Here is an 18,017-nt window from a genome sequence, read left to right on the forward strand (position 1 = left end):
GCAGGTGGCTACACGCTCGAAAGGCGCCTCCGTGTCCATCGGCAACTCCCCCGAAGCAGACCGGCCTTCCGTCGGTGCTGCCCTCCAGAAGGCCCGTATCGGAGCGGGACTGACCGTCGAAGAGGTCAGTACGACGACACGGGTGCGCATCCCTCTCGTGCACGCGATCGAGCAGGACGATTTCTCCCGCTGTGGCGGCGACGTCTACGCCCGGGGGCACATCCGGGCGCTCGCCCGTGCCGTATCCCTCGATTCCCGACCCCTGATCGACCAGTTCGACGCCGAGCACGGCGGCCGGCCCGCGCCGACCCCCGCCGCGCCGCTCTTCGAAGCCGAACGGATCCGCTCCGAGCCGCGCCGCCCCAATTGGACCGCGGCGATGGTCGCGGCGATCGTCGCCGTGGTCGGATTCGCCGGCTTCACGCTCTTCACGGGCGGCGACAAGAGCAACGGCGGCCCGGTCGCGGCCGGTGACGCCCATGCGAAGGCGCCGGCGCCCACCCGCCATCCCTCCACGATCAAGCCGCCCCTCAAGCCCGACCCCGAGCCCTCCGACAGCGCCGTCGCCGGACTGCCGAAGGACAAGGTCACGATCAAGGTGACCGCCCGCGACGGCCAGAGCTGGATCTCCGCCAAGGACGCCAACGGCAAGCTCCTGGAGGACGGTCTGCTCAAGCAGGGCGAGTCCAAGACCATCACCGACAAGAAGCGGATCGACCTGGTCCTCGGTAACGCCGGAGCCGTGCAGCTGTACGTCAACGGCAAGGAGGTCAAGCAGGTCGGCGAGAAGGGCACCGTCGAGCGGCTCAGCTACACGCCGGGGGACCCCCAGGCGGGCTGAGTGCCCTTGCCAGAGGGCGTCCGCCGCCCGGCCCCGGGGTCCGGGACCGGCGGCGGAGACCTGCGCGCCAAGGGGGTGGCCGGGACAAAGTAGGCTGAGCCCTATGCCCGAACGCCGTACCGTCGCCCTTGTCACTCTTGGCTGCGCCCGTAACGAGGTGGACTCGGAGGAGCTCGCAGGCCGCCTGGCAGCGGACGGCTGGGAGCTCGTCGAGGAAGCCGCCGATGCCGATGTCGCCGTCGTCAACACCTGTGGCTTCGTCGAGGCCGCCAAGAAGGACTCCGTCGATGCCCTGCTGGAAGCCAACGATCTGAAGGATCATGGCAGAACCCAGGCCGTGGTGGCCGTCGGCTGCATGGCCGAGCGCTACGGCAAGGAGCTCGCCGAGGCGCTGCCCGAGGCGGACGGGGTGCTCGGCTTTGATGACTACAGCGATATCTCCGGCCGGCTCCAGACCATCCTGAGCGGCGGAAACGTCGAGGCCCACGCGCCGCGCGACCGTCGCAAGCTGCTGCCGATCAGCCCGGCCGAGCGCCAGCAGGCCGACGGAGTGGCGCTGCCCGGCCACGGGGACGCACTGGCCTCGGCCCCCGAGGACCTGCCCGAGGGTGTCGCACCGAAGTCCGGACCGCGGGCGCCGCTGCGCCGCCGCTTGGACGCGAGCCCCGTCGCCTCGGTGAAGCTGGCCTCCGGCTGCGACCGGCGCTGCTCGTTCTGCGCCATCCCGTCCTTCCGCGGCTCCTTCATCTCCCGCCGGCCCTCCGATGTGCTCGGGGAGACGCGCTGGCTGGCCGGTGAGGGCGTCAAGGAGATCATGCTGGTCTCCGAGAACAACACGTCCTACGGCAAGGACCTCGGCGACATCCGCCTGCTGGAGACGCTGCTGCCGGAGCTGGCGGCCGTCGACGGCATCGAGCGGATCCGGGTCAGCTATCTCCAGCCCGCGGAGATGCGGCCCGGCCTGATCGACGTGCTCACCGGCACCGACAAGGTCGCGCCCTACTTCGATCTGTCCTTCCAGCACTCGGCGCCCGGTGTGCTGCGGGCGATGCGGCGCTTCGGCGGCACCGACAGCTTCCTGGAGCTGCTGGAGACGATCCGCACCAAGGCGCCGCAGGCCGGCGCCCGCTCCAACTTCATCGTCGGCTTCCCCGGCGAGAGCGAGAGCGATCTGGCGGAGCTGGAGCGTTTCATCACCGAGGCCCGGCTCGATGCCATCGGCGTCTTCGGCTACTCCGACGAGGACGGCACCGAGGCCGCCTCGTACGAGGACAAGGTCGACCCGGACGTGGTCGCCGAGCGGCTGGCGCGGGTCTCGCGGCTGGCGGAGGAGCTGACCGCGCAGCGCGCCGAGGAGCGGATCGGCGAGACGGTGCGGGTGCTGGTCGACCGGACCGACGACGAGGACGGTGTCGTCGGGCGGGCCGCGCACCAGGCCCCGGAGACCGATGGCGTCACCCTGCTGTCGACCGACCGGGAACCGGAGCCCGGTCGTATGGTCGAAGCAAAGGTGGTCGCGAGCGAGGGGGTGGACCTCGTCGCGGAGGTGCTGTCGGTGGAGGGCACGGGGTGTACCGAGGAGGCGGCCAGATGACCGGAGTCCCGGCATCCGCAGCTGGTGGCCCGCGCACGGCGCCGGCCGTCCGGCAGGCCGGGCTGTGGAACATCGCCAACGTCCTGACGATGCTGCGGCTGGTGCTGGTCCCGGCCTTCGTGCTGCTGCTGATGCACGACGACGGAACGGATCCGGTCTGGCGGGTCTTCGCCTGGGCCGCGTTCGCCGTCGCCATGATCACCGATGTGTTCGACGGGCATCTGGCGCGGGCGTACAACCTGGTCACCGACTTCGGCAAGATCGCCGACCCGATCGCGGACAAGGCGATCATGGGTGCCGCGCTGATCTGTCTGTCGGTGCTGGGTGATCTGCCCTGGTGGGTGACCGGCGTGATCCTCTTCCGGGAGCTCGGCATCACACTGATGCGGTTCTGGGTGATCAAGCACGGGGTCATTCCGGCCAGTCGTGGCGGCAAAATCAAGACATTGGCGCAGGGCACCGCGGTCGGGATGTACGTCCTGGTGCTGACCGGTCCGCTGGCCACGTTCCGCTGGTGGGTGATGGCGGTGGCGGTGGCGCTGACCGTCGTCACCGGACTCGACTACGTCCGGCAGGCCGTGGTGCTGCGCCGGGCCGGGCTGGCCCGGGAGCGGGCCGTGCGCGCCGAGCGGGACGCGGGCCGGTGAGCGGGCCGGGTTCTGCCGCCGCCGGGGCGCTGGAGATGCTGGCCGGGCGGGGACAGAGTCTGGCCGTGGCCGAATCGCTGACCGGCGGCCTGGTGGCGGGCGCGCTGACCGCGGTCCCGGGGGCCTCACGGGTGGTCCGGGGCTCGGTCACCGCGTATGCGACCGAGGTCAAGCGCGAGGTGCTGGGCGTGGACGGCGCCCTGCTGGCCGCGCGCGGCGCCGTGGACGGCGAGGTCGCCCGGCAGATGGCGAGCGGTGCGCGGCGGGTGCTGGGCGCCGACTGGGGCCTGGCGACCACGGGTGTGGCCGGCCCCGATCCGCAGGACGGGCATCCGGTGGGCACCGTTTTCGTGGCGGTGCAGGGACCGGACGGTGCCGGAGCGGTGCGCCGGCTGTCGCTGGCGGGGGATCGTGACCGGATCCGCCAGGACACCATTCGCGCCGTGCTCGCACTGTTGTTGAGCGAACTGACAGAAAATACGCGGGCACAGGATACGGAACAACACGGGGGGAATGGATGTTTGCAGCCCTGAGTGAACACGTACTTGCGCCCGGCACTGGTACCGCCCGAGGCGGTACGGTGGGGCGAGAAGGATCCGGATCCGAGGTCCGAGGAGGGAGCCAGCGATGATTCTGCTTCGTCGCCTGCTGGGTGACGTGCTGCGCCGACAGCGTCAGCGCCAGGGCCGAACCCTGCGCGAGGTCTCTTCCTCCGCCCGGGTATCGCTCGGCTATTTGTCCGAGGTGGAGAGGGGGCAGAAGGAGGCTTCCTCCGAGCTGCTCTCGTCGATCTGTGACGCGCTGGATGTGCGGATGTCCGAGCTCATGCGGGAGGTCAGCGATGAGCTGGCGCTCGCCGAGCTGGCAGCGTCCGCGGCCGCGAGCGACCCGGTGCCCGCACCGGTACGGCCGAAGCTCAATTCGGTGTCCGTCACGTCCCTGGCCGGTGTGCCGGAGGACCGCGTGACCATCAAGTCCCCGGCAGACGTCGTGGATGTCGTCGCGGCCTGACACCCCTGTTCGTACGCATCGAAGCCCTGGTAGGCGCAGCCTGCCGGGGCTTTGTGCTGTCCGTACGGGGGCGGGGGTGCGCGGTGGATCCGGGGCGGGCGGGCGCTCGGCCGGACCGTTCGGGCAGCTCGGAACGGGCGATTCATTTATACGATGGCTAAATCGGATAAATCGCCCGAAAAGGAGTGCCTGGATGTCTGTCGTCAAGAGCACACTGTCCGACGGGGACCGCGGCATCGTCGGCAACGCCCTTCAGGGAGCCCTCGTCGACCTGGTGGATCTCTCCCTCGTCGCGAAGCAGGTGCACTGGAACGTCATCGGGCCGCGCTTCCGCTCCGTACATCTCCAGCTCGACGAGGTGGTCGCCAGCGGACGGCAGCACGCCGACACGGTGGCCGAGCGGGCGGCGGCGATCGGGGTCTCTCCTGACGGGCGGGCGGTCACCGTCGCCAAGACCAGCGGCATCGGCGAGGTCAAGGACGGCTGGATCAAGGACGGCGACGTGGTGCGGGCGATGGTGGAGGCGCTGAGCGCGGTCATCGGCCGGATGCGCGAGCGGATCCTCGCCACCGCGGAGGCGGACCCGGTCAGCCAGGACATCCTCATCGGGCTGACCGCGGACCTGGAGAAGCACCACTGGATGTTCCAGGCCGAGGCCCAGTGACGTACGGCGGCGTGCGCTGAGGCCCCGGGCTTCTCGGGCGTGTCCGACAGGGCCGGCGGCGTCGAGGGCCGTTCCGGGGCTTGCGGGGTCGGCCGCGCGCCGGAAACGCCCCGGTGCGCCCTCCCGCCGGGCGGCGGGGCCCGTCTAGCGTCGGCCGGAGGAGGCAGCCATGGGGTGGCATGACGTCGCGGTCCGCGGGCCGGCCGGACGGCGTTCGGGCGCCGTGCCGGGGCGCCGGATATCCGCGGCCGTCGTCCTCTCCGGGGTCGTCGGCGGGGGGCTGTGGTGGTGGGCCGCGGTCCGGCTGGTGGTGTGGCCGCAGTCGGCGGGGGTGGTCGAGGGGGCCGTGCTGGTGGGCGGCTGGGGGCTGAGTCTGCTGCCGGTGCACTGCGTACCGCGGGAGAACCGGAAGGACGGTCTCTGCCATCGCGCCATGGCACGGGCGGCCCGGCGGGTCCGGGAGCGCCGGGGGGCGCTCACCAGGGCATGGCGACGCCGCCGTTCGGGCGGAGGACCTGGCCGGTCATGAAGGCCGAGGCGTCCGACGCCAGGTGCAGCACGGTGTGGGCGACGTCCTCCGGCTCACCCACCCTCCCCAGCGGCGACATCCGGATCATTGGTCCCTCCGCCTGCTGCTGCGCCTCCGCGGTGTGCCGGTCGGTCATCGCCGTACGGATCCAGCCCGGGGCGACGGCGTTGACGCGGATGCCGTGCCGGCCGACCTCGGTGGCCAGGGTCTTGGTGAGCTGGACGACGGCGGCCTTGGCGGCGCCGTAGGAGAGCAGGCCGGGGGCGCCGGTGTCGATCGCGCCGGAGGCCATGTTCACGAGGGAGCCCCGGGTGGCGGTGGCGATCATGGCGCGGGCGGCCTCCTGGCAGCCGTACAGCACGCCTTTGAAGTTGGTGTTCCAGACCCGGTCCAGATCCGTGTCCTCGGTCTCCAGGACGGGGGCGGAGTGCATGATCCCGGCGATGTTCGCCATCACGTCGAGTCGGCCGGTGGAGCTGCGGGCGGCGTCGACGACGGCGGCGACCTGCTCGCGCCGGGTGACATCGAGCCGATGGGCGTGCGCGGAGCCCGCTGCCGCGGTGATGGCCGCTGCGGTCGCCCGCGCGCCCGGTTCGTCGAGGTCGGCGCAGTGGACGGTGGCTCCGGCCTCGGCGAGGAGGGTGGCGGTGGCGCGGCCGATGCCTCCCCCACTGCCTGAAGGGCGTGGGAGGTGCCCCCAGCCGCGCCCGTGACGAGCGCGGTGCGGCCCGTGAGGTCGTACGCCGTGAGAGGCATGGGACGAGGGTAGGGAGAGATCTGACGGTGCGTCAATTGGGCTGCGGGGGTCCTTCGGTTCAGCCGGCGGGGCGGGCGCCCCGTGGGTCCGGTTGGCAGGTGGGGCACCAGTAGGTGACGCGTTCCTCGGCGGTGGGGTCCTGGTCGGCGGTGCGGATCGCGGTGCCGCAGCGCAGGCAGGGGCGGCCGGCTCGGCCGTAGACCCACAGCCGTCGGTCGGGGCGGGCACTGGGCGTGGTGATGCGGGCGGGGCGCCGCTTGTTGGCTTCGAGGAGCTTCTTGGCGAGCGGGGGCACGCGTTCCGGCCGGGGGAGTGCCCCCATGGGGAGCCAGGGCGAGGCGTGCAGCAGGAAGCACAGCTCGGATTTGTAGACATTGCCGATGCCGGCGAGATTGCGCTGGTCGAGCAGTGCCTCGCCGAGGGGGCGCTCCGGGGTGGCGAGCAGGCGGCGCAGGGCTTCGGCGGGGTCCCAGTCGGGGCCGAGGAGGTCGGGTCCGAGGTGGCCGACCACCCGGGGTTCGTCGTCGGTGCGCAGCAGGTCGAGGACGGGGAGGCGGTAGCCGACGGCGGTGTGGTCCGCGGTGCCGAGGATCGCTCGGATCTGGTGGGCGGGGCCGCCGCGCCAACGCTCGGCCGGGGCGTAGATCTTCCAGGCGCCGTCCATCCGCAGATGGGAGTGGAGGGTCAGACCGCCCTCGAAGCGGGTGAGGAGGTGCTTGCCGCGGGGGAGGACGTCCAGCACCCCGCGGCCGGTCAGATCCACCGTCGCCAGCCGGGGCACGCGCAGATCGCAGCGGGTCAGCGGGCCGCCGGTCAGTGCGTCGCGGAGCCGCTGGGCCAGGCGCCAGACGGTGTCACCTTCGGGCATGCCACCATCATGCCGGGAGCCGGGAGCCGGGAGCCGGGAGCCGGGAGCCGGGAGCCGGGAGCCGGGAGCCGGGAGCCGGGAGCCGGGAGCCGGGAGCCTTCGGCCCGCGGGGCGGGCGCCGAGCGGGGCGCCGCTGAGGTCATCCGCGCAGGCGCAGGCCCCGGGGGGTGGGGTGGAAGCCGGCGGTCTCCAGGGTGACGGCGTACGGGGAGGTGAGGGCCGCGGTGCCGTTGATGCGTTCGGTGGTGATGGTGCCCAGGGCGCCGGCGCGGGCGGCATCCGTGAGGGCCTCGACGGCGAGCTGGAGACGCGGGTCCGTGGCGGGCCCGTCCGGTGCGTGGCCGAGGGGCCAGATGAGCAGGGTCTTGCCGCCGCGCTCCATGTAGAGCGTCAGCTCGCCGTCGACGAGGACCACCAGGGAGCCCGCCTTGCGGCCGGGTTTGTGGGTCGAGCCCTCGGGCGGCTCGGGCCAGGACAGCGCGGCGCCGTAGGCGTTGGCGGGGTCGGCGGCGGCCAGGACCACGGCGCGCTGCGGGCCGCCGCGCCGGGACTGCGCCGGGCCGCTCTCCGGCAACGCGGCATCGGCGGTGCGCTCCCGCTGGGTGCTGACCGCGCGCAGCCGGTCCACAGCCCCGTCCATCGCGAACTGGGCCGCGCCCAGACCCTCCACCACATAGCCGCGACGGGCCTGGCCGGACTCCTCGAAGGCGGCCAGTACCCGGTACGCGGCGGAGAACCCGCCCTCGACCCCTTCGGCGGCGACCGCGCCACGGGTGACGACGCCGTGCCGGTCCAGGAGCGCACGGGCCAGGGCATGGGCGCGGTGGGTGGGGTCCGGCTCGGTGGTGGGCAGGAGCGACCAGCGGCCACCCACGGTCGGCGGGCCGGAGCGGGAGGCGGTGGGCCGGCCGCCGCGGCCCGCGGCCGCGGTCAGCGAGCCGTACCGGCCCCGGGGGACGGCGCGGCGGGCGCGATGGGCGGTCGAGCCGGCCGTACGGCCCGAGCCGAGGAGGGCGCGCAGCGGGGCGAGGGTGTCGTTGGTCAGCCGGCCCGACCAGGCCAGGTCCCACAGCGCGTCGGCCAGCTGCGGATCGGTGGCGTCGGGGTGGGTGGTGGCGCGGACCTGGTCGGCGAGTTGGCGGAAGAACAGCCCGTAACCGGGGGCGAGGGCGGTCAGCAACGACTCGTGCAGCGCGGTCAATTCCAGCGGGAGCGGTGGCGGGAGCAGCAGCGGGGCGGAGTCGGCGAGATGCAGCGAGAGCCAGCCGTCCTTGCCGGGGAGCGCACCGGCGCCGGCCCACAACACCTCACCGGTGGCGGTGAGTTCGTCCAGCAGGGCGGGGGTGTAGCCGCCGACGCGGGACGGCAGCACCAGCTTCTCCAGGGCGGAGGCGGGCACCGGGGCGCCCTGGAGCTGCTCGATGGCGCGCACCAGGCCGTCGATGCCGCGCAGGCTGTGCGAGGCGCCGCCGAGGGGCGCGGACACCCCGCCGGGCGGTGCCGGGCGCGGCGGGCCGACGTGCTGCCACTGGGGGAGGAAGGCGGCGAGCGCGGCGGGCGGCACCGGCTCCAGCTCCTCGCGCAGCGCGGCGAGGGAGCGGCGGCGCAGCCTGCGCAGCACCTGGGCGTCACACCACTCCTGGCCGATGCCCGCGGGATGGAACTCGCCCTGGACCACCCGGCCGGCGGCGGCGAGACGCTGGAGCGCCCCGTCGGTGACGGCCGTGCCGAGGCCGAAGCGGGCGGCGGCCTGCTCGCTGGTGAACGGGCCGTGGGTGCGGGCGTAGCGGGACAGCAGATCGCCGAGCGGGTCCTTGACCGGTTCGGTGAACGACTCCGGGACACCGACCGGCAGCGCCGTGCCCAGCGCGTCACGGAGCCGGCCGGCGTCCTCGACGGCGGCCCAGTGGTCGGCGCCGGCGATGCGTACGGAGAGGGCCCGTCGGGTGGCGGCCAGCTCCCGGGGCCAGGCCGGATCCGCGCCGCGCTCGGTCAGCTCGGCATCGGTCAGCGGCCCCAGCAGCCGCAGGACGTCGGCGACGCCCTCGACGTCCTTGACCCGCCGGTCGTCCGTACGCCACTGGAGCTCGCGCTCCAGCTCGGCCAGCACCTCGGCGTCCAGCAGCTCGCGCAGCTCTGCCTGGCCGAGCAGTTCGGCGAGCAGCCGGGAGTCCAGGGAGAGGGCGGCGGCGCGGCGCTCGGCGAGCGGGGAGTCGCCCTCGTACAGGAACTGGGCGACATAGCCGAACAGCAGCGAGCGGGCGAACGGGGACGGCTCGGGGGTGGTCACCTCCACCAGGCGGACCCGGCGGGCCTCGATGTCCCCCATCAGCTCCGTCAGGCCCGGGACATCGAAGACGTCCTGGAGGCATTCGCGGACCGCTTCCAGCACGATCGGGAAGGAGCCGAACTCGCTCGCCACCTGGAGCAGTTGGGCGGCCCGCTGGCGCTGCTGCCACAGCGGGGTGCGCTTGCCGGGGCTGCGCCGCGGCAGCAGGAGGGCACGGGCGGCACATTCCCGGAACCGGGAGGCGAACAGCGCGGAGCCGCCGACCTGGTCCGTGACGAGCTGGTCCACCTCGCCCTGGTCGAAGGCGACATCGGCGGCCCCCACGGGGGACTGCTCGGGGTCGTACTCCGCGCCGTGGCCGGGCGGGCCGGCGGGCGGGTCGAAGGCGCCGTCGCCGTCGAGGAGGTCGAGGCCCATCAGATCGGCGTCGGGCAGCCGCAGCACGATGCCGTCGTCGGCATGCATCACCTGGGCGTCCATGCCGTGGCGCTCGGCGAGGCGGGCGCCGAGGGCCAGCGCCCAGGGGGCGTGCACCTGCGCGCCGAACGGGGAGTGGATGACCACCCGCCAGTCGCCGAGCTCGTCGCGGAACCGCTCCACGACGATCGTGCGGTCATCGGGGACATGGCCGCAGGCCTGCTTCTGCTCGGCGAGGTAGCTGAGCACATTGGACACCGCCCAGTCGTCCAGCCCGGCGGCGGACAGCCGGGCCCCGGCGTCCTCCGGCGCGAGCGAGCCGATCTCGCGGAGGAACGCGCCGAGTGCGCGGCCCAGTTCCAGGGGGCGGCCCAGCTGGTCGCCCTTCCAGAAGGGCAGCCGCCCCGGTACCCCGGGAGCGGGAGTGACCAGCACCCGGTCGCGGGTGATGTCCTCGATGCGCCAGGACGTCGTGCCGAGTGTGAAGACATCGCCGACGCGGGACTCGTAGACCATCTCTTCGTCGAGCTCTCCGACCCGGCGCCCGCCCCCCTTGCCAAAGTCGCCGCCCGCCAGGAACACCCCGAACAGGCCGCGGTCGGGGATCGTGCCACCGGAGGTGACGGCCAGCCGCTGGGCTCCGGGGCGGCCCGTGACGGTGTGGGCGACGCGGTCCCACACCAGGCGCGGCCGCAGCTCGGCGAAGGCATCGGAGGGATAGCGGCCGGCGAGCATGTCCAGCACGGCAGTGAACGCCGACTCGGGCAGCGCGGCGAACGGGGCGGCCCGCCGGACCAGGGCCAGCAGCTCCTCGACGTCCCAGGTGTCCATCGCGGCCATGGCGACGAGCTGCTGGGCGAGCACGTCCAGCGGATTGGCCGGCACCCGCAGCGCCTCGATGGCGCCGGAGCGCATCCGCTCGGTGACCACGGCGGCCTGCACCAGATCGCCGCGGTACTTGGGGAACACGATGCCCGTCGAGACCGCGCCGACCTGATGGCCGGCCCGCCCGACGCGCTGGAGCCCGGAAGCGACCGACGGCGGCGACTCAACCTGGACGACCAGATCGACCGCGCCCATGTCGATGCCCAGCTCCAGACTGGAGGTGGCGACCACGGCCGGCAGCCGGCCCGCCTTCAAGTCCTCCTCCACCTGGGCGCGTTGCTCCTTGGACACGGAACCGTGGTGGGCACGGGCCAGCAGCGCCGGTGCGCCCTTGGCGGCCCCGGCCTCGGCCATCAGCTCCGCGGGGGAGTGGTGTTCCGGGAGGGCCTCGCCCGTGGCCCGCTCGTAGGCGATCTCGTTGAGGCGGTTGCACAGCCGCTCCGCCAGACGGCGGGAGTTGGCGAAGACGATCGTGGAGCGATGGGCCTGGACGAGATCGGCGATCTTCTCCTCGACCTGCGGCCAGATGGACGGCTTCGCACCGGTGTCGCCCTCCTGGACGGGCGAGCCGCCCAGCTCGCCCATGTCCTCCACCGGGACGACCACCGAGAGGTCGAAGCGCTTCCCGGACGGCGGCTGGACGATCTCCACCCGGCGCCGCGGCGACAGATAGCGGGCCACCTCCTCCACCGGGCGGACCGTCGCCGACAGTCCGATCCGTCGCGCCGGGCGGGCCAGGAGCTCGTCCAGACGCTCCAGGGACAGCGCCAGATGCGCCCCGCGCTTCGTGCCGGCCACGGCATGGACCTCGTCCAGGATCACCGTCTCGACGCCCGCCAGCGCCTCCCGGGCCGAGGACGTCAGCATCAGGAACAGCGACTCGGGGGTCGTGATGAGGATGTCCGGCGGGCGGTTGGCGATCGACCGGCGCTCGGCGGGCGGGGTGTCCCCGGAGCGGATGCCGACCGTGATGTCCGGCTCCGGCAGCCCGAGGCGGACCGATTCCTGTCGGATGCCCGTCAGCGGGCTGCGCAGGTTGCGCTCGACATCGACGGCGAGTGCCTTCAGCGGGGAGACGTACAGGACCCGGCAGCGCTTCTTCGGCTCGGCGGGCGGCGGTGTGCTCGCCAGCGCGTCCAGGGACGCGAGGAAGGCGGCGAGCGTCTTGCCCGAGCCCGTCGGCGCCACCACGAGGACGTCGGAGCCCGCGCCGATCGCCCGCCAGGCGCCCTCCTGCGCGGCCGTGGGCGCGCTGAAGGCCCCGGCGAACCAACCGCGGGTCGCGGGGGAGAACGTCTTGAACGCTGCCTCGGCCATGTCCCCCATCGTGCACCGGACCACTGACAACGCGGACCCGCGCACCGAGCCCACCGCCGCCGACCGGGCCTTTTCCGGCCGTCCACGCTTCGGACGGGCGGGCCGGCGGCTGTCCGGCGGACGCAGAATGGCGGCATGGTCATGGTCAGCGGGGAGAGCGCGGCGGCCGGCGGGCCCGGCGCGGCGGCCGTGCCGCGGGCGCGCGGCGAGTGGGCGCGCCACTGGCGCTACGACGGGCTGCCCGGCCTCGACCTGCTGCGCGCCCGCTATGTCCGGCACTCCTTCCCCCGCCACGCGCACGACGGCTATGTGGTCTGCGCGGTCACCTCCGGCATCGAGGAGGTCGGGCTCCGGCAGGGCACCGTCCGGGCCGGCCACGGCGGCATCATCATGATCAACCCGGAGGTCGCGCACACCGCGCGGGCGGGCGCACCCGAGGGCTGGACCTACGCCACGCTCTACCCGTCCTACGAGCTCGTCGCGGAGATCGCCGAGGAGACCACGGCGCTGCGCGGCACCCCGGGCTTCGACCGCACGACCGCCGAGGAGCCACAGCTCGGCCGCATGATCACCGAGATTCACCGGGCCGCCGAGACCGGTAACGCCCTGGCCGCCGACAGCCTGCTGCGGACCGTCCTCGCCCGGCTGCTGCACCGCTACGGAGCTCCCCTCCCGGCGCGTACGCCCCGCACCGCGGGCGCCCGGACCGCCGCCCGCGCCCGGGCCGTCCTGGAGCAGCGGATGGCCGACCCGCCCTCCTTGGAGCGGCTGGCGCAGGAGCTCGGCACCAGCCCGTTCGCGTTGCTGCGTGCCTTCAGGAGCGCTTACGGCATGCCGCCGCACACCTGGCTCACCGACGCCCGGGTGCGCCGGGCCCGCAAGCTCCTGGAAGCGGGCCGCACACCCGCCGATACGGCCCTCGCCGTCGGCTTCACCGACCAGCCGCATCTGAACCGGCACTTCACCCGGATCGTCGGTGTACCGCCCGGCGCGTACCGGAGGGAGCGGTCGGCCCAGGGGCGGGCGGTACGAGCGGACGGGCTCTGAGGGCGCGACCGGGCGGCGTGCGCGCGGGCGCAAGAACGTACAAGACCTGCGGCAGTCCCGGAACCTAAGGTCCGGGACGTGCCAGAACAGACAGAGATACGCACCACGGAGCGGGCCGCGCCACCACCGCCGGCACCGCCCGCGACCTCCGACGCCGCCGTCATCAGGGACGCGCTCGGCGTCGGCATCGCCGTCGGCCTCTCCGGATTCGCCTTCGGCGTGACCTCGGCCGGCGTCGGGCTCAGCCTCTTGCAGACCTGCGCGCTGAGCCTGCTGGTGTTCACCGGGGCCTCGCAGTTCGCCCTGGTCGGCGCGCTGGCGGCGGGCGGCAACCCGCTCACCGCAGCGGCCGGCGCGTTCTTCCTGGGGGCCCGCAACGCCTTCTACGGGCTGCGGCTGTCCGCCGTCCTCGGGTACCGGGCCACGGTCAAGCCGTTCGCCGCCCACTGGGTCATCGACGAAACCTCGGCCGTCACCCTGGCCCAGCCCGACCGGCGCACCGCCCGGCTCGGCTTCACCGTCACCGGGCTGAGCCTCTACGTCCTGTGGAACCTCACCACCCTCGCCGGTGCCCTGGGGGCCGAGGCGCTCGGCGACACCGAGGCCTGGGGCCTGGACGCGGCCGGCCCCGCGGTCTTCCTGGCGCTGCTGGCGCCGATGCTCAAGGACACCGTGGAGCGGGTCGCGGCCGGTCTCGCCGTGGTGCTGGTCATGGTGACGCTGCCGCTGCTGCCCACCGGCGTGCCGGTGCTGGTCTCGGCGCTCGCCGCACCCGCTGTCCTCGTCGTCCAGGGGCGCCGCGGGCGGGGGACGGCGCAGGAGCCGGGTGCCGGCCCGGCCCACGACGCCGGGCCGCCCGCGCGCCCGGAGGGAACCCCCGAGAGCCGCCCCGCCACCGAGGAGGACCGGGCATGAACGTCTGGATCGCGATCGCCGTCACCGCTGTCGGCTGCTACCTGGTCAAGTACCTCGGCCTGGCGGCACCCGCCGGCCTGCTGGAGCGCCCGCTGGTCAAACGGCTGGCCGCGCTGCTGCCGGTGGCCCTGCTGGCCGCGCTCACCGCCCAGCAGACCTTCAGCGACGGCCGGCACCTGATGCTCGACGCCAAGGCCGCGGGGGTGGCCGCCGCGGCCGTCGCGCTCGTCCTGCGGGCGCCGTTCCTCCTGGTCATCGGCGTCGCCGTGGCCGTCACCGCGGGGGTGCGGGCCCTGGGAGGGTGAGCGCCGCGGACACCCCTAGAGGGGACGCCCGTACGCCCGGAGGGTCAGCAGCGCCTTGAGCGTCACCATCGGACGGCTCTCCAGCGCGGTCCCGGGTGCCCACACCCGCCAGTTCACCGGCCAGCCGCCGTCCTCCTCCTGGAGCGCGACGAGGTGGTCCAGCGCCCGCTCCATCTCCTGGTCGGTGAACCAGTCCCGGGCCAGTGAGCCGGGCGCGGGCGCGAAGTCGTAGGGGAGGTGGTGCTCCCCGGGGGCGTACCCCGGTGCCACCGGAACGTCCGCGGCCCGCTCCGGGTCCAGCAGCACCAGACGCCGGTCCCGTACGATCCGGCCGAGCCGCTGCGCCGCCGCGGCGGCCCGCGGCCGGTCCGGGGCGCCGTCCAGGAAGGCGACCGCCGCCTCGACCTCGTACGGGTGGGTCTCCTCCATCGACTCCACGGCCGCCCAGCAGTAGTCCGTGGCCCGGAACAGCCAGGCGTGCCACACCTCGTTCCGGTGCAGGACACCCACCACGGGACCGGTGGCCAGAAGGGCGCTCGGTGGATCGTCGACCACCGGGATCCAGGGCGCGGACGGATAGCCGCGCAGCGAAGGGTGCAGCGCGGGCAGCGCGCCCTCCGGGGTGGAGATCTTCGTCAGATAGCGGCAGATCCGCTCCACCTGGCGGCCGTCGCACCGCCCGATCAGATCGAGGACCTTCAGGGCGTGCGCGGTGTGCAGCGGCTGGCTGACCGGGCCGCGAAGATCGGGCTCCAGGGCGTGGCCGAAGCCGTCGTCGTCGTTGCGGTACGCGGCGAGCGCGGTCTCCACGGGGTCGGCCCCGCCGCCGAGGAAGTGGTACTCGAAGAGCCGCTGCTCGAGTACCCGGGCGGTCAGCCAGACGAATCGCTCGGCTCGCGCCAGAGGAGTCGAAAGTGAGCTTGCGTTTTCGGCCATGGGCTGACCGTAGGGCCGTTTTCTCCCGGTGGCACCGGCTCGCGACCGCTGCCCTCCCAGGGCGGGATACTGAAGGCATGCGGTTGACGGTCTTCTGGCAGCGGATGGCGGATCACTTCGGTGCGGCGTATGCCGACTCCTTCGCGCGCGATCATGTGATGTCCGGCCTCGGCGGCCGGACCGTGCACGAGGCGCTGGACGCGGGGTGGAGCGCCAAGGAGGTGTGGCGGGTGGTCTGCTCGGTCATGGAGGTGCCGTCCGACAAACGCTGAACGGGTCCCTTCACAGGGCTCTGACCTGGGCGGAAGAGGGCCCGAGGGCCGGGCGGCGGGGGCCGGGGCACGGTCCGGGACCGGGAATGTCATGACCGTACGCAACACTTGGGTCCGTGCCCGAGTCAGATGAGATCCCCAGCAACGACGTCCCACGCCCCGAGGACCGGTCCGATGCGCGGATGCCGCGCTGGCTTCCGCGCGCGATGGTGCTCGCGCTCGCCCTGGTGGCCTGCTTCCAGCTCGCCACCTGGGGATTCCACCAGCTGATCACGCTGCTGCTGAACGTGCTGATCGCGTTCTTCCTCGCGCTGGCCGTCGAACCGGCCGTCGACTGGATGGCGGCCCGGGGCATGCGGCGCGGGCTGGCCACCGGTCTGGTCTTCCTGGGCATCCTCGTCGCCGCGGCCGGATTCTTCGCGCTCCTGGGCTCCATGCTCGCCGGCCAGATAGCCAACATGGTCGAGGAGTTCCCGCAGTACCTGGACTCCGTGATCAGCTGGATCAACAACACCCTGCACACCCACCTCTCGCGGGTCCAGGTGCAGAACAACCTGCTCAAGTCGGACTGGCTCCAGAAGTACGTCACGGACAGCGCCAACAACGTGCTGGCCGTCTCCGCGACGGTGCTGGGCAGCCTGTTCAACCTGCTGACGGTGGCGCTGTTCTCGTTCTACTTCGCCGCCGACGGGCCCCGGCTGCGCCGCGCGCTGTGCTCCGTGCTGCCGCCGCACCGCCAGGCGGAGGTGCTGCGCGCCTGGGAGATCGCGGTCGCCAAGACCGGCGGCTATCTCTACTCGCGCGGCCTGATGGCGCTGATCTCCGGTATCGCGCACTACGTGCTGCTGGAGATCCTGGGGGTCCCGTACGCCCCGGCGCTGGGCATGTGGGTGGGCCTGGTCTCCCAGTTCATCCCGACCATAGGGACCTATCTCGCGGGCGCCCTGCCGGTCCTGATCGCGTTCACCGTCGATCCCTGGTACGCCCTGTGGGTCTTCGGCTTCGTCGTGACCTACCAGCAGTTCGAGAACTACCTCCTCCAGCCCCGGATCACCGCCAAGACGGTGGACATCCATCCCGCCGTCGCCTTCGGCTCGGTCGTCGCCGGCACCGCCCTGATGGGCGCGGTGGGCGCGCTGATCTCGATCCCGGCGACGGCGACCCTGCAAGCCTTCCTCGGCGCGTATGTGAAGCGGTACGAGGTCACCGACGACCCTCGGGTCCACGGCAGACGCGAGCCCGGGGTCCGGGCCCTGGCCCGTATGCGGCGGAACCTGCACGACACGCAGCCGTCGGCTCCGCTGGAGGACCGGAAGGCGGACGGCGCTCCGGCCGAGGGCCAGGACGCCGGCTGACGGAGGGGCGCACCCTCGAAGGGGCGGGGCGGCCTCGCGCGGGGCGGTTCCCCGCCCACGACGTAGCGGTGAGGCCGCTTGACACCAAAATCGAACATCCATTCTCATGGGAGCTCCGGCCGCTGTCCTCGGGCTTTTCGCGGAGTTATCCACAGGCCGGAGCCGGGTCCGGGCGCATTGTCAGTGGCAGGCGTTAGCGTCATGGACGTGAAGCGATCGACTCAAGCAAATCGGGTGGAACCCATGGCAGGCACTGACCGCGAGAAGGCGCTGGACGCCGCGCTCGCACAGATTGAACGGCAATTCGGCAAGGGCGCCGTGATGCGCATGGGGGAGCGGTCGAAGGAGCCCATCGAGGTCATCCCGACCGGATCCACCGCCCTCGACGTCGCGCTCGGCGTCGGCGGCCTCCCCCGCGGCCGCGTCATCGAGGTCTACGGCCCGGAGTCCTCCGGTAAGACGACCCTGACCCTGCACGCCGTCGCGAACGCCCAGAAGGCCGGCGGCTCCGTCGCGTTCATCGACGCCGAGCACGCGCTCGACCCGGAGTACGCCAAGAAGCTCGGCGTGGACACCGACTCCCTGATCCTGTCCCAGCCGGACAACGGCGAGCAGGCACTGGAGATCACGGACATGCTGGTCCGCTCCGGCGCGCTCGACCTCATCGTGATCGACTCCGTCGCCGCCCTGGTGCCGCGGGCCGAGATCGAGGGCGAGATGGGCGACTCCCACGTCGGCCTCCAGGCCCGGCTGATGAGCCAGGCCCTGCGCAAGATCACCAGCGCGCTCAACCAGTCCAAGACCACCGCGATCTTCATCAACCAGCTCCGCGAGAAGATCGGCGTGATGTTCGGCTCGCCGGAGACCACGACCGGTGGCCGTGCGCTGAAGTTCTACGCCTCGGTGCGTCTCGACATCCGCCGCATCGAAACCCTCAAGGACGGCACGGACGCGGTCGGCAACCGCACCCGCGTCAAGGTCGTGAAGAACAAGGTCTCCCCGCCCTTCAAGCAGGCCGAGTTCGACATCCTCTACGGCCAGGGCATCAGCCGCGAGGGCGGCCTGATCGACATGGGCGTGGAGCACGGCTTCATCCGCAAGTCCGGCGCTTGGTACACCTACGAGGGCGACCAGCTCGGCCAGGGCAAGGAGAACGCCCGCAACTTCCTCAAGGACAACCCGGATCTCGCCAACGAGATCGAGAAGAAGATCAAGGAGAAGCTCGGCATCGGCGTGCAGCCGCAGGACCCGGCGGCGGAGCCCGGTACGGACGCCGCGGTGGCGGCGGCCGACCCGGCTGCGGCTCCGGCACCGGCGGCCAAGGGCGCCAAGGGCTCCAAGGCCGCCGCGGCCAAGAGCTAGCCCGC

General features: G+C 72.9%; 16 protein-coding genes and 1 pseudogene. 13 read left to right on the forward strand and 4 right to left on the reverse strand.

Going from position 1 to position 18,017, the window contains the following annotated elements; genetic code table 11:
• Positions 1 to 31: 31 nt before the first annotated feature.
• The 7 genes from ACZ4XD_RS10855 (at position 32) to ACZ4XD_RS10885 (ending at position 5,286) form a co-directional block, all read left to right on the forward strand.
• Positions 32 to 841 carry a helix-turn-helix domain-containing protein gene (locus tag ACZ4XD_RS10855; RefSeq protein WP_468040458.1) on the forward strand — a complete coding sequence of 270 codons (810 nt, stop codon included), beginning with the start codon at positions 32 to 34 and terminating at the stop codon, positions 839 to 841.
• A gap of 103 nt (positions 842 to 944) precedes the next feature.
• Positions 945 to 2,435 carry a 30S ribosomal protein S12 methylthiotransferase RimO gene (rimO, locus tag ACZ4XD_RS10860; protein WP_468040460.1) on the forward strand — a complete coding sequence of 497 codons (1,491 nt, stop codon included), beginning with the start codon at positions 945 to 947 and terminating at the stop codon, positions 2,433 to 2,435.
• Positions 2,432 to 3,082: a CDP-diacylglycerol--glycerol-3-phosphate 3-phosphatidyltransferase gene (pgsA, locus tag ACZ4XD_RS10865; protein WP_468040462.1), complete on the forward strand. Its 651-nt coding sequence runs from the start codon at positions 2,432 to 2,434 to the stop codon at positions 3,080 to 3,082. Before rimO ends, pgsA begins: the two co-directional genes overlap by 4 nt.
• Positions 3,079 to 3,615: a CinA family protein gene (locus tag ACZ4XD_RS10870; protein ID WP_328548242.1), complete on the forward strand. Its 537-nt coding sequence runs from the start codon at positions 3,079 to 3,081 to the stop codon at positions 3,613 to 3,615. Before pgsA ends, ACZ4XD_RS10870 begins: the two co-directional genes overlap by 4 nt.
• A 94-nt stretch (positions 3,616 to 3,709) precedes the next feature.
• Positions 3,710 to 4,093 carry a helix-turn-helix domain-containing protein gene (locus ACZ4XD_RS10875; RefSeq protein ID WP_018092941.1) on the forward strand — a complete coding sequence of 128 codons (384 nt, stop codon included), beginning with the start codon at positions 3,710 to 3,712 and terminating at the stop codon, positions 4,091 to 4,093.
• 193 nt (positions 4,094 to 4,286) lie between these two features.
• Entirely contained in the window at positions 4,287 to 4,757 is a 471-nt protein-coding gene (locus tag ACZ4XD_RS10880; protein WP_468040465.1) for a Dps family protein, read from the forward strand.
• A 169-nt stretch (positions 4,758 to 4,926) separates the two neighbouring features.
• Positions 4,927 to 5,286: a hypothetical protein gene (locus ACZ4XD_RS10885; protein WP_468040467.1), complete on the forward strand. Its 360-nt coding sequence runs from the start codon at positions 4,927 to 4,929 to the stop codon at positions 5,284 to 5,286.
• Here ACZ4XD_RS10885 and ACZ4XD_RS10890 read toward each other — a convergent pair.
• The 3 genes and pseudogenes from ACZ4XD_RS10890 to ACZ4XD_RS10900 form a co-directional block, all read right to left on the reverse strand.
• A pseudogene (locus ACZ4XD_RS10890) lies at positions 5,234 to 6,042 on the reverse strand (SDR family NAD(P)-dependent oxidoreductase). The gene ACZ4XD_RS10885 and the pseudogene ACZ4XD_RS10890 sit on opposite strands and share 53 nt — an antisense overlap.
• Before the next feature lie 59 nt (positions 6,043 to 6,101).
• A complete protein-coding gene (locus ACZ4XD_RS10895; RefSeq protein WP_468040469.1) occupies positions 6,102 to 6,911 on the reverse strand; it encodes an Fpg/Nei family DNA glycosylase in 810 nt (269 codons plus the stop codon).
• A 139-nt stretch (positions 6,912 to 7,050) separates the two neighbouring features.
• Positions 7,051 to 11,820 (reverse strand): Lhr family helicase, encoded by a 4,770-nt coding sequence (locus tag ACZ4XD_RS10900; RefSeq protein ID WP_468040471.1) that lies wholly within the window; start codon positions 11,818 to 11,820, stop codon positions 7,051 to 7,053.
• Positions 11,821 to 11,961: 141 nt separating this feature from the next.
• Between ACZ4XD_RS10900 and ACZ4XD_RS10905 the strand changes: the two genes are divergently transcribed.
• From ACZ4XD_RS10905 to ACZ4XD_RS10915, 3 genes are all read left to right on the forward strand, one after another.
• Positions 11,962 to 12,867, forward strand: coding sequence for a helix-turn-helix transcriptional regulator (locus ACZ4XD_RS10905; protein ID WP_468040713.1), 906 nt, complete (start codon positions 11,962 to 11,964; stop codon positions 12,865 to 12,867).
• 78 nt (positions 12,868 to 12,945) lie between these two features.
• On the forward strand, positions 12,946 to 13,782 hold the full coding sequence (locus ACZ4XD_RS10910; RefSeq protein ID WP_468040473.1) for an AzlC family ABC transporter permease: 837 nt from the start codon (positions 12,946 to 12,948) through the stop codon (positions 13,780 to 13,782).
• Positions 13,779 to 14,087 (forward strand): AzlD domain-containing protein, encoded by a 309-nt coding sequence (locus tag ACZ4XD_RS10915; protein WP_042159901.1) that lies wholly within the window; start codon positions 13,779 to 13,781, stop codon positions 14,085 to 14,087. The genes ACZ4XD_RS10910 and ACZ4XD_RS10915 overlap by 4 nt, the downstream gene beginning before the upstream one ends.
• A gap of 15 nt (positions 14,088 to 14,102) precedes the next feature.
• Here the strand turns inward: ACZ4XD_RS10915 and ACZ4XD_RS10920 are convergent, their stop codons facing one another.
• Positions 14,103 to 15,023 (reverse strand): hypothetical protein, encoded by a 921-nt coding sequence (locus tag ACZ4XD_RS10920; RefSeq protein WP_468040479.1) that lies wholly within the window; start codon positions 15,021 to 15,023, stop codon positions 14,103 to 14,105.
• 77 nt (positions 15,024 to 15,100) lie between these two features.
• Here ACZ4XD_RS10920 and ACZ4XD_RS10925 point away from each other — a divergent pair, with 77 nt between their 5' ends.
• From ACZ4XD_RS10925 to recA, 3 genes are all read left to right on the forward strand, one after another.
• Positions 15,101 to 15,295: a DUF3046 domain-containing protein gene (locus ACZ4XD_RS10925; protein WP_042159897.1), complete on the forward strand. Its 195-nt coding sequence runs from the start codon at positions 15,101 to 15,103 to the stop codon at positions 15,293 to 15,295.
• A gap of 134 nt (positions 15,296 to 15,429) precedes the next feature.
• Positions 15,430 to 16,650, forward strand: coding sequence for an AI-2E family transporter (locus ACZ4XD_RS10930; RefSeq protein WP_468040715.1), 1,221 nt, complete (start codon positions 15,430 to 15,432; stop codon positions 16,648 to 16,650).
• A gap of 243 nt (positions 16,651 to 16,893) precedes the next feature.
• A complete protein-coding gene (recA, locus tag ACZ4XD_RS10935) occupies positions 16,894 to 18,012 on the forward strand; it encodes a recombinase RecA (RefSeq protein ID WP_468040482.1) in 1,119 nt (372 codons plus the stop codon).
• The last annotated feature ends 5 nt before the right edge of the window (positions 18,013 to 18,017 follow it).

Source organism: Streptomyces sp. NPDC029466 (genome assembly GCF_055574515.1).